The 17,847-nt window shown below is 58.5% G+C and carries 14 protein-coding genes; 6 read left to right on the top strand and 8 right to left on the bottom strand.

Annotated features, from left to right (window positions below; all coding sequences use genetic code 11):
• Window positions 1-523: 523 nt before the first annotated feature.
• Entirely contained in the window at window positions 524-1,927 is a 1,404-nt protein-coding gene (gene mdtD, locus EKL29_RS15755) for a multidrug transporter subunit MdtD (protein WP_126690151.1), read from the top strand.
• Here mdtD and rbsR read toward each other — a convergent pair.
• The 7 genes from rbsR to EKL29_RS15720 form a co-directional block, all read right to left on the bottom strand.
• Entirely contained in the window at window positions 1,924-2,907 is a 984-nt protein-coding gene (gene rbsR / locus EKL29_RS15750) for a ribose operon transcriptional repressor RbsR (protein WP_120457663.1), read from the bottom strand. The two genes, mdtD and rbsR, sit on opposite strands and share 4 nt — an antisense overlap.
• A gap of 12 nt (window positions 2,908-2,919) precedes the next feature.
• Window positions 2,920-3,849 (bottom strand): ribokinase, encoded by a 930-nt coding sequence (rbsK, locus tag EKL29_RS15745; protein ID WP_126690150.1) that lies wholly within the window; start codon window positions 3,847-3,849, stop codon window positions 2,920-2,922.
• A gap of 66 nt (window positions 3,850-3,915) precedes the next feature.
• The gene (rbsB, locus tag EKL29_RS15740; RefSeq protein WP_120457667.1) at window positions 3,916-4,791 is read right to left on the bottom strand and encodes a ribose ABC transporter substrate-binding protein RbsB; all 876 of its coding nucleotides are present in this window, start codon (window positions 4,789-4,791) and stop codon (window positions 3,916-3,918) included.
• 26 nt (window positions 4,792-4,817) lie between these two features.
• The gene (gene rbsC, locus EKL29_RS15735; RefSeq protein WP_033755349.1) at window positions 4,818-5,789 is read right to left on the bottom strand and encodes a ribose ABC transporter permease; all 972 of its coding nucleotides are present in this window, start codon (window positions 5,787-5,789) and stop codon (window positions 4,818-4,820) included.
• Complete coding sequence (rbsA, locus tag EKL29_RS15730; protein ID WP_120457669.1) at window positions 5,786-7,291, bottom strand: ribose ABC transporter ATP-binding protein RbsA; 1,506 nt, start codon at window positions 7,289-7,291, stop codon at window positions 5,786-5,788. The genes rbsC and rbsA overlap by 4 nt, the downstream gene beginning before the upstream one ends.
• 7 nt (window positions 7,292-7,298) lie before the next feature.
• Window positions 7,299-7,718 (bottom strand): D-ribose pyranase, encoded by a 420-nt coding sequence (gene rbsD, locus EKL29_RS15725; RefSeq protein WP_120457671.1) that lies wholly within the window; start codon window positions 7,716-7,718, stop codon window positions 7,299-7,301.
• A 170-nt stretch (window positions 7,719-7,888) separates the two neighbouring features.
• Window positions 7,889-8,284, bottom strand: a complete 396-nt coding sequence (locus EKL29_RS15720; protein ID WP_126690149.1) for a YgiW/YdeI family stress tolerance OB fold protein — start codon at window positions 8,282-8,284, stop codon at window positions 7,889-7,891.
• Between the two features lie 161 nt (window positions 8,285-8,445).
• Between EKL29_RS15720 and qseB the strand changes: the two genes are divergently transcribed.
• Both qseB and qseC read left to right on the top strand, forming a co-directional pair.
• The gene (qseB, locus tag EKL29_RS15715; protein WP_126690148.1) at window positions 8,446-9,108 is read left to right on the top strand and encodes a quorum sensing response regulator transcription factor QseB; all 663 of its coding nucleotides are present in this window, start codon (window positions 8,446-8,448) and stop codon (window positions 9,106-9,108) included.
• Window positions 9,105-10,436, top strand: a complete 1,332-nt coding sequence (gene qseC, locus EKL29_RS15710; RefSeq protein WP_126690147.1) for a quorum sensing histidine kinase QseC — start codon at window positions 9,105-9,107, stop codon at window positions 10,434-10,436. The genes qseB and qseC overlap by 4 nt, the downstream gene beginning before the upstream one ends.
• Before the next feature lie 3 nt (window positions 10,437-10,439).
• On the opposite strand, the gene kup is transcribed toward qseC, so the two are convergent.
• Entirely contained in the window at window positions 10,440-12,308 is a 1,869-nt protein-coding gene (gene kup, locus EKL29_RS15705; protein ID WP_120457677.1) for a low affinity potassium transporter Kup, read from the bottom strand.
• Window positions 12,309-12,598: 290 nt separating this feature from the next.
• Here kup and ravA point away from each other — a divergent pair, with 290 nt between their 5' ends.
• From ravA to ovoA, 3 genes are all read left to right on the top strand, one after another.
• Window positions 12,599-14,095, top strand: a complete 1,497-nt coding sequence (gene ravA / locus EKL29_RS15700) for an ATPase RavA (protein ID WP_120457679.1) — start codon at window positions 12,599-12,601, stop codon at window positions 14,093-14,095.
• On the top strand, window positions 14,092-15,552 hold the full coding sequence (gene viaA / locus EKL29_RS15695; RefSeq protein ID WP_126690146.1) for an ATPase RavA stimulator ViaA: 1,461 nt from the start codon (window positions 14,092-14,094) through the stop codon (window positions 15,550-15,552). The genes ravA and viaA overlap by 4 nt, the downstream gene beginning before the upstream one ends.
• Before the next feature lie 70 nt (window positions 15,553-15,622).
• Window positions 15,623-17,761, top strand: coding sequence for a 5-histidylcysteine sulfoxide synthase (ovoA, locus tag EKL29_RS15690; protein ID WP_126690145.1), 2,139 nt, complete (start codon window positions 15,623-15,625; stop codon window positions 17,759-17,761).
• Window positions 17,762-17,847: the final 86 nt, after the last annotated feature.

Raw genomic sequence — 17,847 nt, 5'->3', positions numbered from 1 at the left:
TAAGTTTGATGCTCAAAGAATTAAACTTCGTAATGAATTACGTGTTCACTCTTGAGACTTGATATTTTTAAAGTCCGCAGACTTTTTGATATCTGTCCTGCGAGTGCCCACACAGATTGTCTGATAAATTGTTAAAGAGCGGTGCAGTCAGCGGCTGAGCCTGCTGCTGCGAGGTGGCGTATATTACGCTACTCTCCTTCGGAGTCAACCACTTTTTTCAGCGATTTTCTCCGGCGGCTCAGCTGCCTGAGCCTCCTGAACACCGCGCTTCGTAAGCCGTTGTGCCGTGTCAGTGGAGGCGCATTATAGGGAGTTCTTTCCGGCTGACAAGCATTTCTTTGAAATTAATTTCCGGATGCCTTTTTTTTAACCGAACGGTTTAAAAGCACGCTTTTCCGGGTGAAAAACCGCACAGAAACGGACATGCGCGATGGAAATTGCCCCCCTGCCCCTTTATGCCGATGCTATGCTGTCACTTCGGTTCCCCGCCAGTTACTGACACATATATATAGAAGGATTTTCGATGATACGATCCGCGCGCAGTATGGCCGGTCTGCCATGGATAGCCGCCATGGCGTTTTTTATGCAGGCACTGGATGCCACCATTCTCAACACCGCGTTACCCGCAATCGCTCACAGTCTCGGCCGCTCTCCTCTGGCCATGCAGTCCGCCGTTATCAGCTACACGCTTACCGTCGCGATGTTAATTCCGGTCAGCGGCTGGCTCGCTGACCGCTTCGGCACACGCAAGGTGTTTATCATCGCCGTCTCGCTCTTTACCCTTGGCTCGCTGGCCTGCGCCTTTTCGCAATCGCTGACGGTGCTGGTTATCTCACGCATCATTCAGGGCGTTGGCGGCGCGATGATGATGCCCGTGGCGCGTCTGGCGTTGCTGCGCGCCTACCCGCGCAGCGAACTTCTGCCGGTACTGAACTTCGTGACTATGCCTGGTCTGGTCGGCCCGATACTGGGCCCGCTACTCGGCGGACTGCTGGTCACTTACGCGACCTGGCACTGGATATTCTTAATCAACATTCCCGTCGGCATCCTTGGCATTTTCTATGCGCGGAAATATATGCCGGACTTCACGCTTCCTAAGCGCCGCTTCGATTTTCTCGGCTTTTTACTGTTCGGCGCTGGGCTGGTTTTGCTCTCTATCGGCATCGAGCTGTTCGGCGAGCGCATCGTCTCCGCCTGGCTGGCGTCAGGCGTGCTGGCTTTAGGCGTGATACTGCTGCTTCTTTATATTGTTCATGCGCGTCGCCATGCCTCCCCCCTGATCAGCCTGCCGATGTTTAAGACCCGTACCTTTTCGGTCGGTATTATCGGCAATATCGCTTCGCGCCTCGGTACCGGCTGCGTACCCTTCCTGATGCCGTTAATGCTGCAGGTCGGCTTTGGTTTTTCAGCGGTGGTGGCGGGTTGCATGATGGCGCCTACGGCCATAGGCTCGATTCTGGCGAAATCGACGGTGACTCAGGTGCTGCGCCTGTTCGGCTATCGCCGTACGCTGGTCGGCATAACCGTCATCATCGGCATCTTAATCGCCAGCTTTGCGCTGCAGTCACCCGCTGAGAGCATCGTTTTTCTGCTGCTGCCGTTATTTATTCTTGGTATGTCGATGTCAACGCAGTTCACCGCGATGAATACAATCACGCTGGCCGATCTGAATGATGAGAACGCCAGCGGTGGCAACAGCGTGCTGGCGGTAACGCAGCAGCTGTCGATTAGCTTTGGCGTCGCGGTGAGTGCGGCGGTGCTGCGCTTTTATCAGGAATTCGAAACCGACACCGTTACGCAGTTCCATGCAACCTTTCTGACGATGGGCATCGTAACGGTGATCTCGGCCTTTACCTTCGCGCTGCTGCGGTCCGGCGATGGCCGTCATCTCATCACCAACCGCGATAAAAAGAAAAAAACCGCTTAGGTCGAAGCGCGCACCACCAGTTCCGGCGTCAGCACCAGGGTTTGCTGGCTGGCGTCGGGATCGCTCAGGCGATGGATTAACGTATCTATCGCCAGCTGGCCCAGCTCATCTTTCGGCTGATGGATGGTAGACAGCGGCGGTGTCAGATAGCGCGCCAGCTCAATATCGTCATATCCCATCACCGCGATATCCTGCGGAATGCGCAACCCCGCTTCAAACAGCGCGTGATAAACGCCGACCGCCATCGCATCGTTACTGGTAAAAACCGCCTGCGGCGGTAATGCCAGCGCCAGCAGTTGCTTCATGGCGCTATAGCCGCCCTGAAACTCAAAGTCGCTGTTAACCACATAGCCAGGCGGGATAGCCAGGCCATTCTTCTCCATTGCATGGTAATAGCCCTGCAGACGCATGCGCCCCGGGGTTTTATCCAGCGGACCGGAGATGCAGGCGATGCGCGTATAACCGGTATCAATCAGATGCTGCGTCGCCATTTCGCCACCCAGCAGCGCATTGTCCTGAATAATATCCCCGCGCCCCTCAAACGGTGCCCAGTCCATCATGACGGTCGGAATAGAAGGATAGCGGTTAAGAATAGCTGCCGACGGCAGGTGGCTTTCGGTACACATAATGAGCAGCCCGTCGACGCGCTTTTGCAGCAGCGTTTCCAGACTGCGATTCATGCGATCTTCGTCGCCAGCCGTATTACAAAGAATGAGGCTGTAGCCGCGCTCATAGCAGCTGTTTTCGACGCCGCGCACCACTTCGGCGTAAAAAGGGTTGCTGCTGGTCGTCAGCAACATGCCGATCGTATGCGTCTGGTTAAGCTTGAGGCTGCGCGCCAGCGCCGAGGGCGCATAGTTCAGCGTGCTGATTGCCTGATCGACCTTCTCGCGCACCGCCTCACTGACAAAACGGTTATTGTTGATAACGTGCGAGACGGTAGAGGTGGAGACGCCCGCCAGGCGGGCGACATCTTTCATGGTAGCCAAGGCTTAACTCTGCTGAAGTAAAAAATCGTCGATTTCCGCGCGCCACGGCACAGAGGGCTGCGCACCCGGACGCGTGACAGCGATAGCCGCCGCTGCATGGGCGAAGCGCACCGCCTCATGCAGGCTTTTGCCCTCCAGCCGCGCCGTAATAAACGCGCCGTTAAAGGTATCGCCTGCGGCAATGGTATCTACCGCTTTCACCGTGAAACCGGCAATGCGTTCGCCTTTGCCCTGCTCGCTCAGCCAGACGCCGCGGCGCCCCAGCGTAATCAGTACCGTACCAATGCCTTTAGCGTGCAGCGCCTCAGCGGCGCGAGCGGCTTCTTCATCACTGGTAACGGCAATGCCGGTCAGGCTTTCCGCTTCGGTTTCATTAGGCGTAATGATATCCACCAGCGCCAGCAGCTCATCATCAAGCGGCGTCGCCGGGGCGGGGTTGAGGATGACCTGAGTCTGATGGGCGCGAGCAATCTTCGCCGCGGCTAATACGCTTTCCAGCGGCGACTCCAGCTGCATAAGCAGCGCCGAGGCGTTAACGATAACCTGCTGATGACGCGTCACGCAGGCGGGCGTCAGCGCCGCATTGGCACCAGCGCAGATGCCGATACTGTTTTCGCCTTCGCCATTGACGAAAATCATCGCCACGCCAGTCGGTTCGCCGCTGATGGTCTCAACCGAGGCGGCATCGATACCGTCCTGCGTCAGCTGTGCGCGGATACGTTCGCCGATGGCGTCATTGCCAAGACAGGCGATAAAGGCGATATCTGCGCCAGCCCGTCCGGCGGCAACCGCCTGGTTCGCCCCTTTGCCGCCAAACGCAACGGTGTACTGCTCCCCGATCACCGTTTCGCCGGGACGGGGAAAGTGCGCGAGGTTAAGAATGTGGTCAGCATTAATGCTGCCGAGAACGGCCAGTTTTGCGCTTTTGCTCATAGGGTGTGATCCAGAAAGAGTGCGCCACCGGTTTAAGGGTGGCGCATTGCCCTGCTTTTCTTTGAGTTATTTGGTAACCAGTTTCAGGTCAACGGGATTGATGGCCTGCACTTTTTCACCTTTCAGCACTTTATCAGCGGTATCAACGCCAATCATGCCGATCTTATCCGGCATCTGAGCGACTGTCGCCGCCAGCTTGCCGCCTTCGACCGCTTTCACGCCGTCGGCGGTGCCGTCAAAGCCGACTACCACGACATCAGATTTCCCGGCGGTTTGCAATGCGCGTAACGCTCCAAGCGCCATTTCATCATTTTGCGCAAATACCGCCTGCACGTCCGGATGCGCCTGCAGCAGGTTCTGCATCACGTTCAGGCCTTTAGTGCGATCGAAGTCCGCCGGCTGGCTCGCCAGCACCTGGAATTTATGCGCATCGGCGGCCTGCTTAAAGCCTTCGCCGCGCTCGCGCGCCGCAGAGGTTCCTGCAATGCCCTGCAGTTCAATAATTTTCGCGCTGTCGCCCAGGCGTTTAGCAATGTAGTCGCCCGCCATTTTACCGCCGAAACGGTTGTCGGAGGCGACATGGCTTACCACCTTGCCCTGCGCCGCCACGCGGTCCAGCGTGATCACCGGAATATTCGCCTGGTTCGCCATTTTCACCGCGTTGCCGACCGCATCGGAATCGGTTGGGTTGATCAGCAGCAGTCTGGCGCCGCGCACGGTGAGATCCTGCACGTTAGCCAGCTCTTTTGCCGGGTTGTTCTGCGAATCCAGCACCACCAGGTTATAGCCCAGTTTGTCAGCCTCTTTCTGCGCGCCCTCTTTCAGCGAGACGAAGAAGGGGTTATTCAGCGTAGAGACCACCAGCGCGATGGTATCCTTCGCCATTGCGCTGGCGCTTAAGGTCGCGCCAAGGATCACTGCCAGTGCGGTCAACTTTTTCATCATTTCATCCTGTGTAAAGGTCAGAGTTATTTACTGCTTTTGTTATCCACCAGTACCGCCAGCAGGATTACCACCGCTTTTACGATCATCTGGTAGTAGGAAGAGACGCCCATCAGGTTCAGGCCGTTATTAAGGAAGCCCAGGATCAGCGCGCCGATCAGGGTGCCCATAATGCGCCCTTTGCCCCCTGCCAGGCTGGTGCCGCCCAGCACCACCGCCGCGATAGCGTCCAGCTCGTAGCCGGTCCCCGCCGTCGGCTGCGCGGAAGAGAGGCGCGCGACTTCAATGGTGCCCGCCAGCGCCGCCAGCATGCCGCTCAGGGCATAGACGATCACTTTTACGCGGTTTACGTTAATGCCGGAGAGGCGCGTCGCCGCTTCATTGCCGCCCAGCGCGTAGATATAGCGGCCGAGACGCGTGTGGTGCAGCATGTACCAGGCGAGCAGGAAGACAACGGCCATCAGCCACACCGGCGTCGGAATGCCCAGCGGGCGGCCGATACCGAACCAGCCGAAGAGATCGGCGTTGTCGTTAAAGCCAGTATTAATCGGGCTGCCGTCGGTGTAGACCATCGTGACGCCACGCAGCAGCAGCATCATCACCAGGGTGGCGATAAAGGCCTGCACCTTGCCGCGCGCCACAATAGTGCCGGTAACGGCGCCAATCGCCGCGCCCAGCGCCAGCGCGCCCGCCACTGCCACCAGCGCGTTCACTTCCATACCCACCAGCGAAGCGGCTACCGCGCCCGTTAGCGCCAGCAGCGATCCCACCGAGAGATCAATGCCGGAAGTCAGGATCACCAGCGTCATACCAACAGCCATAATGGCGTTGACCGAGGTCTGCTGCAGGATATTGAACAGGTTCGCTACGGTGAAAAAGTTGGGGCTCTGGCTCGCTACCACCGCGATCAACACAATGAGCGCAATCAGCGATTTTTGCTCCATCAGCCAGGCTTTGCTGAACCAGCGACGGCTGGACGGTAAGGTTTGAGTACTCATACAACTAAATCCTCGCTGTGTTGCTTGCCTACGGCTGCCGCCATTAAAGATTCCTGCGTCGCCTGCTCACGGGTAAATTCGCCGCCTGAACGGCCTTCATGCATCACCAGGATGCGGTCGCTCATGCCGAGCACTTCCGGCATCTCAGATGAAACCAGGATGATGCTTAGCCCTTCGGCCTTGAACTGATTGATAAGCTGGTAAATTTCTTTTTTCGCGCCGACGTCAACACCGCGCGTCGGTTCATCCAGAATCAGCACGTTGGGACGCGTCATCAGCCCGCGCGCGATGGCCACTTTTTGCTGATTGCCGCCAGAGAGCAGACCGATAGCCTGATCCATCGAGGGCGTCTTGATATTGAAGAGGCGAATAAAATCGCCTACCGCCAGCTGCTCTGCGGCATGCTTCAGACTGCCGCCGCGGCTGAAATAGCGCAGCGCCGTCAGCGACATGTTCTCTTTCACCGACATGCCGAGCACCAGTCCGTCGCGTTTGCGGTCTTCAGAGATATAGACGATGCCGCTGGCCAGCCCGTCCTGCGGCGCGCGCGTCGCGATCTCTTTCCCGTCGAGCCAGACACGGCCTTTGCTGCGCGGCAATGCGCCATAGAGCAACTTCATCAGTTCGGTGCGTCCGGCGCCCATTAACCCGGACACGCCAAGAATTTCGCCTTTGCGCAGCGTGAAGCTGACATCGTGCACGCCCGGTCCGCTGAGGTTTTCAACCTTGAGACGGATTTCGCCCGGCGCCTGGTCGAGGCGCGGATACTGATCTTCCAGCTTGCGCCCCACCATCATCTCGATCAGGCCCTCTTCGCTGAGCGTGTTTACGGGACGCTCGGCAATAAACTGGCCGTCGCGGAAGACCGTGACGTCATCGCAAATCTCAAAGATCTCTTTCATGCGGTGAGAGATATAAACAATGCCGCAGCCCTGCGCCTTCAGCTCGTTGATAACGCGAAACAGCGACAGCGTTTCGGTATCGGTAAGCGCGTCGGTCGGCTCATCCATGATGATCACCTGCGACTTAAAGCTCAGTACCTTAGCGATCTCCACCATCTGCTGGTCGCCGATCGACAGATCGCCCACCAGCTTGTGGCTGTTAAAGCGCAGATTGAGGCGCTTCAATAACGCATCCGCCTCGGCATACATCTGCTTCCAGTTGATGCGGCCAAAACGGTTAACGAACTCGCGACCCAGGAAGATGTTTTCCGCCACGCTCAGCTGAGGGATCAAGTTCAGCTCCTGGTGAATAATGCCGATGCCCGCTTCCTGCGACGCTTTGGGGCCGCTGAAGGTAGTCTCCTCGCCGAGCCAGCGCAGCGAACCTGCATCGCGGCTATAGATGCCGGTCAGCACCTTCATCATGGTGGACTTACCGGCGCCGTTTTCGCCTACCAGCGCCATTACGCGTCCTGGATAGACCGCCAGCGACGCGCTCTTTAACGCCTTTACGCCGGGAAAGGACTTCTCAATCCCCTGGAGCTGTAATAAGGGTTGCATAACGGCCTCAGAAGGTGACGCCAGCGCTCAGGATGACATTCGCAAACGGAGAGCACTCTCCGCTGCGAATGACCGCCTGACTGCGTTGAGTCTGTTGTTTGAACTGTTCGTGACTGATGTAATGCACTGCAATGCTGTTTCCCTGGTGCTGTTGCAAGGCTTCGAGCACGGCGAGAAGTTCACTATGGAGCTGCGGATTGTGCTGCTTGATCTCTTCCGCCATCAGGGCGCTTTCCACCTGCATCTCCAGCGTGACGGCTTCCACCACCTGCATAAAATCGGGCGTACCCGGCGTAAGCGCCAGATCAATACGCTGCGGTCCCGCCGGGATCGGTAAACCGGCATCGGCGATAGTCAGCGTATCCGTATGGCCCAGGCGGGCAATCACGTAAGAGAGTTCAGCGTTTAACAGGCGACCTTTTTTCATTTTTTGCTCCAGAGCGAAACGTTTCGCTAGCGGCAGTGTATGAAATGGCGGCAGTAACTCAACGAGGGAGATCGAGAAGTGTGATCGTCATCGAAACGTTTCGCGCGCGCTGACGAGAATTTGGCTTAGGCGGAAAAAAGGGCCGCTGAAACGGCCCTGTGTGGAAAGTATCAGGGCGCTTTGCGTACCCGTTTGACGTCAAGTTCAATGCTGTTGAAATCTTTGTCCAGCTCGCCCGTCAGCTCAACGCGGTCTTTCGGCGTAATAGTCAGACCATCCCAGCGCTTGTGGTCGATCTCTACTTTCATGGTGCCGGTAGCGTCGCGGAACAGATAATCTTCATCGCCGATCTGCTTCTCCAACTGGCCGCGTACGGTGATCCAGCTGTCATCTTTCATCTCTTCCGCCTGCTTAACGGTCACCACGCTGCCCTGATCGTTTTGAAAACCTCCCTGTTTCGCCTGGGCTGCAGGCGCATTCGCATCGACGAATCCGCCCTGCGCGGCGGCAAAAACCGGCGCGGTAGCCAGCGCCAGGATAGCTAAAAGTGCGGCATGCTTTTTCATCTTTTCACCTCTTTTCCATGAATGTCTCTTGTGTACGCCCTTATTAAAACAGCCAGTTCTTAACAGGATCTTAAGGGGCAAAAAAAGGCGAAAAGTCGCGATATCGCCTGTACAAGCGCCGTTCTGCTTCGTATAAAGCCTTTGCGGATTAAGGAGAGATTATGCGCATTTTACTGATTGAGGATGATCGGCTGATTGGTGACGGCATCAAGGCCGGACTGGGCAAGCTGGGCTTCAGCGTTGACTGGTTTGTCTCCGGCGACGAAGGGTTCGCCGCGCTCCATGCCGCGCCCTGGGACGCAGTAATCCTCGACTTATCGCTGCCGCAGCGCGATGGACTGGATATCCTGCGCGCCTGGCGACAGCAGGGCGCGGAGGTGCCGGTGCTGATCCTGACCGCACGCGACGCCCTCGATCAGCGTGTCGAAGGTCTGCAGCTCGGCGCTGACGATTACCTTTGTAAACCCTTCGCGCTGGCCGAAGTGGCGGCGCGGCTGCAGGCATTGATCCGTCGCCGTCACGGCCAGCTACAGCCAGAACTGCGCCACGGCACGCTGGTTATGCAGCCCGCAAGCCACAGCGTTACGCTGGATGGCGAACCTCTGACCTTAACGAGCCGCGAGCTGACGCTGCTGGAACTCTTCCTGCGCAATCCTGGCCGCGTGCTGACGCGCAGCCAGCTTGAGGAGAAGCTCTACAGCTGGGACGCCGACGTCTCCAGCAACGCGGTTGAAGTGCATATTCACCACCTGCGTAAAAAGCTCGGCACCGCCTTTATCCGCACCGTACACGGCGTCGGTTATATTCTGGGAGAAGCGGAATGAGCCTGTTTCTCCGGCTCGGCATCGGCTTTGTCTTGCTGCTCGGCCTCTGCTGGGGCAGCGCCAGCCTGAGCGTCTGGCTACAGACGCGCGCCACCATCAACGAGCTGTTCGATACGCAACAGCTGCTGTTCGCTAAGCGGCTGATGGCGCTTGACCTTGCCGCGCCCGACAGCGCCGCGTTGCCGAAGAATAAGGTGCTGCTGCGCCAGCATCGCGGCAATCAGGATGACGACGCCCTCGCCTTCGCGATTTTTACCCGCGACGGCAAACCGGTACTGAACGACGGCGAAAACGGCAGAATGCTGCCGTTCGACGCTGACGCGCAGGGATTCCACGACGGACAACTCACCGATGACGACGACGCCTGGCGTTTTGTCTGGCTGACGACGCCGGATGGACAACACCGAATCGTGGTAGGCCAGGAGTGGGAGTACCGTGACGACATGGCGGAAACGCTGGTGAAAAGCAGCATCCTGCCCTGGCTAATCGCGCTGCCGCTGATGCTGTTGTTGCTGCTCGTGCTGGTATGGCGAGAGCTACGTCCGCTCAAGCGCATCACAAAATTGCTGGCGCAGCGCGCGCCGGACGATGACAGGCCGCTGGATGCTGGCCGGGTGCCGCTGGAGGTCAAACCGCTGACAGAAGCGCTGAATGGCCTGTTCAGCCGTATCAGCGCAATGGTTCAGCGCGAGCGCCGGTTTACCTCCGACGCCGCCCATGAATTACGCAGCCCGCTGGCGGCGCTGCGCGTACAGAGCGAAGTGGTGCAACTTGCCGCTGACGACGAGGCAATGCGTCTGCACGCTTTACGCCAGCTGGATAGCGGCATTAAGCGCGCCACGCGGCTGGTAGATCAGCTACTGACGCTGTCGCGCGCCGAGGCAGAGGACGCGCGCGACGCGTTCCAGCCTGTCGATCTACAGCGTCTGTTGCAGGAGGCGCTGGCCGAGCAGCTGCCGAAAGCTGACCGCGTCGGCGTCGCGCTGCGTCTGGAAAGCAGCGCCGAACCCGTGATTCAGGGCCATCCGCTGTTGCTGTCACTGCTGGCACGCAACCTGCTGGACAACGCCATTTGCTATACGCCTGAAGGCAGCGAGGTCAGAGTAATACTGGAAAGCCGCAGCTTGCGCGTTGAGGATAACGGCAAGGGATTGAGCGAGGCGGAAATGCAGCGCCTGGGCGAACGCTTCTGGCGGCCGCCGGGACAGGAAAAAAGCGGCAGCGGGCTGGGATTGTCGATTGTGCGCAATGTTGCGCAGCTGCACGCTATGCAGCTCAGCTTCAGCCAGAGCCAGGGCGGCGGACTCTGCGTCGCCCTGCGCTGGTAGAAATCAGATTTCGACCTGGGTGCCCAGTTCAATAACCCGGTTCGGCGGGATCTCAAACTGATCAGGCGCGCGCAGGGCGTTGCGCTGCAGCGCCAGGAAGAGTTTGCCGCGCAGACGCAGATACCAGGGACGTTTGCCCATAATCAGCGACTCGTGCGACATAAAGAACGAAGTCTCCATCATCCGGCAGTTAAGCCCTTCCAGACCACAACGGTGGAAAATTTCCTCCACGTTCGGCGTTTCGCGCCAGCCATAGCTTGCCACGACGCGCCAGAAGGTCGGCGACAGCTGCTCTATGGCGACGCGGCGCACGTTGTGCACGTAAGGCGCATCTTCAGTGCGCAGCGTCAGAAAGACCACGCGCTCATGCAGCACCTTGTTGTGCTTGAGGTTATGCAACAGCGCAAAAGGGATCACGTTCAGCGCGCGCGACATATAGACGGCGGTGCCCGGCACCCGCACCGGCGGCGATTTCTCCAGCGAGGCGATCATCGCCTCCAGCGAGTTGCCGTGTTCATGCATCCGGCGCAGCAGGCGGAAACGCTCGCTCTTCCAGGTGGTCATAATCAGGAACATGACCAGACCCAGGCAGATTGGCAGCCAGCCGCCGGAGAAGAGCTTAATCAGGTTAGCGGAGAAGAGCGGCACGTCGATGCAGAGAAACAGCGTCAGGATCAGGCCGACCGCCAGCTTGTTCCAGTGCCAGTTTTTCACGGCGACGGTGCAGGAAAGAATCGACGTCAGCACCATGGTGCCGGTCACAGCAATGCCGTAAGCCGCCGCCAGGTTGCTGGAGTGTTCAAAGCTGATAATCACAATCAGCACGGCAAAATAGAGCACCCAGTTAATCATCGGCACATAAATCTGACCCGACTCCATCTCCGAGGTATGAATAATGCGCATCCCCGGCAGATAGCCCAGGCGAACCGCCTGACGCGTCAGCGAGAAGACGCCGGAAATCACGGCCTGCGAAGCGATGACCGTCGCCAGCGTCGCCAGAACCAGCAGCGGAATCAGTGCCCAGTCAGGCGCCAGCAGAAAGAAGGGGTTTTTAATCGCTTTCGGATCGCTGAGCAGCAGCGCGCCCTGGCCAAAATAGTTCAGCACCAGCGACGGCAGCACCACAATAAACCAGGCGATGCGAATCGGCAGCTTGCCGAAGTGCCCCATATCCGCATAGAGGGCTTCCACGCCGGTAATCGCCAGCACCACCGCGCCCAGTGCAAAGAAGGAGATGGTTTTGTAGTGTACGAAAAAGTTTACCGCGTAGAGGGGGTTAAGCGCCTGCAGCACGTCCGGGTTCTTCATAATGCCGGTCACGCCCAGCACCGCCAGCGTCAGGAACCAGACCAGCATCACCGGCGCGAAGAGTTTGCCGACGATGCCGGTGCCGTGCTTCTGGATCAGAAACAACAGCGTCAGCACCGCGATTGAGAGCGGAACGATAAAAGGATCGAGCGACGGCGCGGCGATCTCCAGCCCTTCTATCGCCGACATTACAGAGATGGCGGGCGTAATCACCACTTCGCCATAAAAGAAGCTGCCGCCGATCAGGCCCATAATGACCAGTACCGCCGTCGCGCGCGCGCCGGTATTGCGCCCCGCCAGCGACATCAGGGTTAAAATCCCGCCCTCGCCGGCGTTATCCGCGCGCATGACGTAGCTGATATATTTCAGCGACACCACCAGCAGCAGCAGCCAGAAAATCAGCGACAGAAAGCCGAAAACCGCTTCGCGCTCAACGCCGAAACCGAACTGACCGGAGAGGCATTCACGCAGGGTATAGAGCGGGCTGGTGCCGATATCGCCATACACTACGCCAATTGCGGCCAGCGTTAACGCACTAAGTGATTGCTTGTTATCCGAGCTCATAGAGTTATCTTTTGTTGGAGCAGAGAGGCGCAAAACCCCATCGCTCTTGCTGTCAAAAAGCGCACAGTATGCACGTATTTCCCAAAAAACCCATCTCGCTCCTTCATCACTGCAGCCGACGCTGGCGATTTTTCTCGCGACATTACAAGCCGCAGCGGCATTATGCGATGATTGAATTTTGTGACACAAAAAAGCGGACGGCAATCAACGCTTTCACGCATCATAATCAGTAGAGTAGCGCGCCTGCCATAATACGACGGCAGCAGTAACAGAAGGACAATGAAGTGATTATGGCTCAACCCCATCTTTTGGCAGAAAGAATTTCTCGTCTCAGCAATGCCCTGGAGAAGGGCCTGTACGAACGACACGACGCTATTCGCCTCTGCCTGCTGGCGGCGCTGAGCGGCGAAAGCGTCTTTCTGCTTGGCCCGCCGGGCATCGCCAAGAGCCTGATCGCCCGCCGCTTAAAGTACGCTTTTCAACACGCCCGCGCATTTGAATATCTGATGACGCGCTTCTCAACGCCGGAAGAGGTGTTCGGCCCGCTGTCGATTCAGGCGTTAAAAGATGAAGGCCGCTATCAGCGACTGACGAAAGGCTATCTGCCTGACGCGGAAATTGTGTTTCTGGATGAGATCTGGAAAGCGGGCCCCGCTATTCTCAATACCCTGCTGACCGCGATTAACGAGCGACGCTTTCGTAATGGCGACAGCGAGGAAAAAATTCCGATGCGCCTGCTGGTCACCGCCTCAAACGAACTGCCGGAAGCGGACAGCGGACTGGAAGCGCTATATGACCGCATGTTGATCCGTCTCTGGCTCGACAACGTGCATGAAAAGCAAAACTTTCGCAGCATGCTGACCCACCAGCAAGATGAGAACGCCAATCCTGTCGCGGAATCGCTGCGCATCAGCGACGAAGAGTATTATCAGTGGCAGCAGGGCATCAGCCAGGTCAACCTGCCGGATAATGTTTTTGAATTGATCTATCAGCTACGCCAGCAGCTGGAAAAGCTACCCGACGCGCCCTATATCTCCGATCGCCGCTGGAAAAAAGCGATTCATCTGCTGCAGGCGAGCGCTTTCTACAGCGGCCGCAACGCTATCGCGCCAGTCGACCTTGTTCTGTTAAAGGATTGTCTGTGGCATGACGTAACCTCGATGCAGGTGCTGGAGCGCGCCATTGACCAGCTAATGACCCAGCAGGCATGGCAACAGCAGACGCTGCTGCTTAAGCTGCAGCAGCTCAAGGCGCGGCGTCTGGTGCTGCAACAGCAGCAGAGCGTGGCGCAGGCGATCACGCTGGAAAAACACAGCGGCATGTTCAGCCGCAAGCCGCACTATGAGCTTCCCGCCAGCCTGGCCGACGCGCAACTGACCCTGATGCTGCAACAGCCGCTGACGCTGCACGATATGCAGGTAACCCATGTGGTGATCGCCCGCGACGCGCTGGAGCAGTGGTTGCTGAAAGGCGGCGACATTCGCGGCAAGCTGAACGGCATTGGTTTCGCCCAGACGCTCGATCTGCTGGTGGATGCGCAGCATTGTCTGGCGCTGCGCGACGTCAGCCTGCAAACGGCGCGCCTGACGCTGCCTGGTGCCGTGTCGCACAGCGAACTGCCTGCAGAGATCAGCGAGGCGCTGGACGAGCTGGATGCCCAGTTGCGCGCGCAGCGTCACCAGTTCAGCCAGCATCAGCGCTGCCTGTTTATCAGCGACGACTGGCTGGCACGTATCGAAACCAGCCTGCAGGATGTCGCCGATCAGCTGAAACAGGCGCGTAAATGATCTCACTGGAGACGCTCAGCGAACTGCTCTCCATTGGCGAAGCGGAACTGATAGAGGATCTGATCCTCGCGCTGCTCGCCACCCCGCAGCTGGCGATCTTTTTTGAAAAGTTTCCCGGCCTGAAGCAGGCGATGATGCGCGACGTGCCGCGCTGGAAAGCGGAGATCACCGCCGAGCTGAAAGCGACGCCGGTGCCGGAAACGCTGGCTGCCGAGTTTCAGCTGTTTCAGCGCGCCCAGCTGCTCAGCCATCACGACTTCAGCCAGCAGCTGCCGGGGTTACTCGACAAGCTGGCGCAGCTACCCTCTCCCTTTCTTGAAGAGGCGCACCGGCTGCTGCTGCATACCGATGCGCATCAACTGAGCGGCGCACAGCATACGCTGTTTCTCCAGCGCTGGCGTCTTAGCCTGACGCTGCAAACCCTGACGCTTAACGAACAGCTGCTGGAGCAGCAGCGCGAGCGGCTAATGGCCGAGCTGCAGCAGCGTATGGCGCTGAGCGGCCAGCTGGCGCCTTTGCTGAGCGACAACGACGAGGCCGCAGCCGGTCGCTTATGGGATATGAGCAAAGCCTCGCTGCAGCATGGCGATTATCAGCTGATGCTGGAGTATGGTGACTTTCTGGCGCAGCAGCCGGAGCTGCTGGCGCTGGCGCAACAGCTGGGCCGCAGCCGCGAGGCGAAATCGGTGCCTTCGCAGGATGCGCCGCTGGAAGCGTTTCACCAGTTGGTGCGGGAACCGGACGCGGTGCCGGAAGAGGTAAGCGGCATTCACCAGAGCGACGACGTGCTGCGCCTGCTGCCGCCGGAGCTGGCGACCATCAGCATCAGCGAGCTGGAGCTGGAGTTTTATCGCCGCCTGGTGGAAAAGCGCCTGCTGACTTACAAACTACAGGGCGACGCCTGGCATGAAAAAGTCACGCTGCGTCCGGTCAGCCACCAGCAGCACGAAGAACAGCCGCGCGGCCCTTTTATCGTCTGCGTTGATACTTCAGGTTCGATGGGCGGCTTCAATGAGCGCTGCGCTAAGGCATTCTGCCTTGCTTTACTCAAGGTGGCGCTGGCCGACCGTCGCCGCTGCTATATTATGCTGTTCGCCCACGACGTCATCGGTTACGAACTCACCGGCGACGACGGGCTGGAACAGGCGATCCGCTTTCTCAGCCAGCGTTTTCGCGGCGGCACCGATCTCGCCGCCTGCCTGGCGGCCGTGGTCAAGCGCATGGAGGGCTCGCTGTGGCAGGACGCTGACGCCGTTGTGGTCTCCGATTTTATCGCTCAGCGCCTGCCGGACGAAATCGTTAATGTTGTTAAGCTGCGCCAGCAGCAACAGCAGCAGCGCTTTCACGCCGTGGCAATGTCGACGCACGGCAAACCCGGCATCCTGCGTATCTTCGATCATATCTGGCGTTTCGACACCGGCATGAAAAGCCGCCTGCTGCGCCGCTGGCGCCGTTAGTCACGGAGCAGAAATCCTTATTTGCTATAGTGAGCTACCCGCTGTGTTTATTCAGCTAACGGAGTTCACTGTGACCCTCTTCCAGCAACAACAATTACTACCGGCGCCAACCCGTACGGTCCGCCTTTCCGGCAGCAGCGTCGCAGAGAAACGCGCTGAATTGCTGGCTTACTACACGCAAACCTGGGAACTGTATGAAAGCCTGTTCAATTGTCTCGCCGACGATCGCGCCTGGTTCACGAAAGCCATTACGCTGCGCCACCCCTTAATCTTCTATTTCGGTCACACCGCCTCTTTCTATATCAATAAGCTAATGGCGGGCCGCTACATTGACGCGCGCATCGACGATCGCATTGAGGCGATGATGGCGATTGGCGTGGATGAGATGAGCTGGGACGATCTTGACGACAGCCACTACGCCTGGCCGACCGTGCAAGAGGTGCGCGACTACCGCCACAAGGTGAAAAGTCTGGTAACGCGCTTTATCCAGACCATGCCGCTGGAGTTGCCCATCGACTGGGAAAGCCCGGCGTGGGTAATCCTGATGGGCATCGAACATGAGCGCATCCATCTTGAAACCTCCAGCGTGTTGATACGTCAGCTGCCCATCCAGTGGGTGCAAGCGCAGCCGCAGTGGCCGGTATGTCAGGAGGCGCGCCATACGCGCGACAAAGTGCCCGCCAATAGCCTGATCGCGATGCCTGGCGGCGTCGTCACGCAGGGGAAAAGCGACGATACCTACGGCTGGGACAATGAATATGGCCGTCAGTCGATCGAACTGCAGCCCTTTAAAGCGAGCAAAATGCTGGTCAGCAATGCTGAGTTCTTTGAGTTTGTCGCGGCGGGCGGTTATCAGCAGCGTCAGTACTGGGACGACGAAGGCTGGGGCTGGCGCAGCTTTACCGATGCGCAGATGCCGACCTTTTGGCTCGGCGAGGTGAAGCACCCCGACGCGCTGAAGCTGCGCCTGATGACCGAAGAGGTGGCGATGCCCTGGGACTGGCCAGCGGAAGTAAACCAGCTGGAGGCCGCCGCGTTTTGCCGCTGGAAAGCGCAGCAGACCGGCGCGCCTGTCCAGCTGCCGTGCGAGGCCGAGTGGATGCAGCTGCGCGAACAGGTTGAAGGCGATCAGCCGGAGTGGCAGCAGGTGCCGGGCAACCTTAACCTGGCGTACTGGGCCTCCTCCTGCGCGGTGGACCGCTTCGCCCAGGGCGACTTTTTTGACATCGTGGGCAATGTCTGGCAGTGGACCACCACGCCGATTAACGGCTTTGAAGGGTTCCGCGTTCATCCGCTCTATGATGACTTTTCCACGCCGACGTTCGACGGGAAACATTCGCTGATCAAAGGCGGCAGCTGGATCTCTACCGGCAATGAAGCGCTGAAATCGTCGCGCTATGCGTTTCGTCGCCACTTTTTCCAGCATGCGGGCTTCCGCTACGTCGTCTCCTCGCATCAGGAATCGATGTCGCTTAATCCCTACGAAACCGACGACATGGTGTCGCAGTATCTCGACTTCCAGTACGGTCCGCGCTATTTCGGCGTCGACAACTATGCCGAATCGCTGGTGGCGCTGGCGCTGCCCCATTGTCAGGCGCGCGGCAGCGCGCTCGATATCGGCTGTGCGACCGGCCGCGCCAGTTTCGAGCTGGCGCGCCATTTCGAACAGGTGATCGGGATGGATTATTCGGCGCGCTTTATTGATGTGGCGTTGCAGCTCGCCACTGGCGAAGATTTTCGTTACGTGGTGCCGGAAGAGGGCGAACTGGTGGAATATCGTCAGGTACGTCTGAAAGAGCTGGGTCTCGACGCTGGCCAGGCGCAGCGTATTCAGTTTGTTCAGGGCGACGCCTGCAATCTGAAACCGCAACCTGCACAGTACGATCTGGTGCTGGCCGCCAACCTTATCGATCGTCTGCGTCAGCCGCAGCGCTTTTTGCAGGATATCGCGCCGATGATACGTTCCGGCGGTCTGCTGCTGCTCTCTTCTCCTTATACCTGGCTGGAAGCTTTTACGCCGAAAGAAAACTGGCTGGGCGGCATCCGCGAAAACGGCGAAGCGCTCACGACGTTACAGGCGCTGCAGCGGCTGCTGGCGGCGAAGTTCGAGCCGATCGACGCCCCGCAGGATATTCCTTTCGTCATCCGCGAGACCGCGCGCAAATATCAGCATTCGCTGGCTCAGGTCACGCTGTGGCGTAAGCGGTAAACCCAACGGCAGCGGCAAACGCCGCTGCCGGAGATTGCCTGACGCCACTTTTTGCTGCACATTCTCCTCTGTTCAAAGAAGAAGAG

It is taken from the genome of Pantoea sp. YU22 (assembly GCF_003970755.1).
Taxonomy (GTDB): Bacteria; Pseudomonadota; Gammaproteobacteria; order Enterobacterales; family Enterobacteriaceae; genus Pantoea; species Pantoea piersonii.
This window is presented reverse-complemented; position numbering and strand designations above follow the sequence as displayed.

Coding starts and splice junctions, on each gene's coding strand:
- mdtD (WP_126690151.1), top strand. CDS start 524: ATGATACGATCCGCGCGCAGTATGGCCGGTCTGCCATGGATAGCCGCC.
- rbsR (WP_120457663.1), bottom strand. CDS start 2,907: ATGAAAGATGTCGCCCGCCTGGCGGGCGTCTCCACCTCTACCGTCTCG.
- rbsK (WP_126690150.1), bottom strand. CDS start 3,849: ATGAGCAAAAGCGCAAAACTGGCCGTTCTCGGCAGCATTAATGCTGAC.
- rbsB (WP_120457667.1), bottom strand. CDS start 4,791: ATGAAAAAGTTGACCGCACTGGCAGTGATCCTTGGCGCGACCTTAAGC.
- rbsC (WP_033755349.1), bottom strand. CDS start 5,789: ATGAGTACTCAAACCTTACCGTCCAGCCGTCGCTGGTTCAGCAAAGCC.
- rbsA (WP_120457669.1), bottom strand. CDS start 7,291: ATGCAACCCTTATTACAGCTCCAGGGGATTGAGAAGTCCTTTCCCGGC.
- rbsD (WP_120457671.1), bottom strand. CDS start 7,718: ATGAAAAAAGGTCGCCTGTTAAACGCTGAACTCTCTTACGTGATTGCC.
- EKL29_RS15720 (WP_126690149.1), bottom strand. CDS start 8,284: ATGAAAAAGCATGCCGCACTTTTAGCTATCCTGGCGCTGGCTACCGCG.
- qseB (WP_126690148.1), top strand. CDS start 8,446: ATGCGCATTTTACTGATTGAGGATGATCGGCTGATTGGTGACGGCATC.
- qseC (WP_126690147.1), top strand. CDS start 9,105: ATGAGCCTGTTTCTCCGGCTCGGCATCGGCTTTGTCTTGCTGCTCGGC.
- kup (WP_120457677.1), bottom strand. CDS start 12,308: ATGAGCTCGGATAACAAGCAATCACTTAGTGCGTTAACGCTGGCCGCA.
- ravA (WP_120457679.1), top strand. CDS start 12,599: ATGGCTCAACCCCATCTTTTGGCAGAAAGAATTTCTCGTCTCAGCAAT.
- viaA (WP_126690146.1), top strand. CDS start 14,092: ATGATCTCACTGGAGACGCTCAGCGAACTGCTCTCCATTGGCGAAGCG.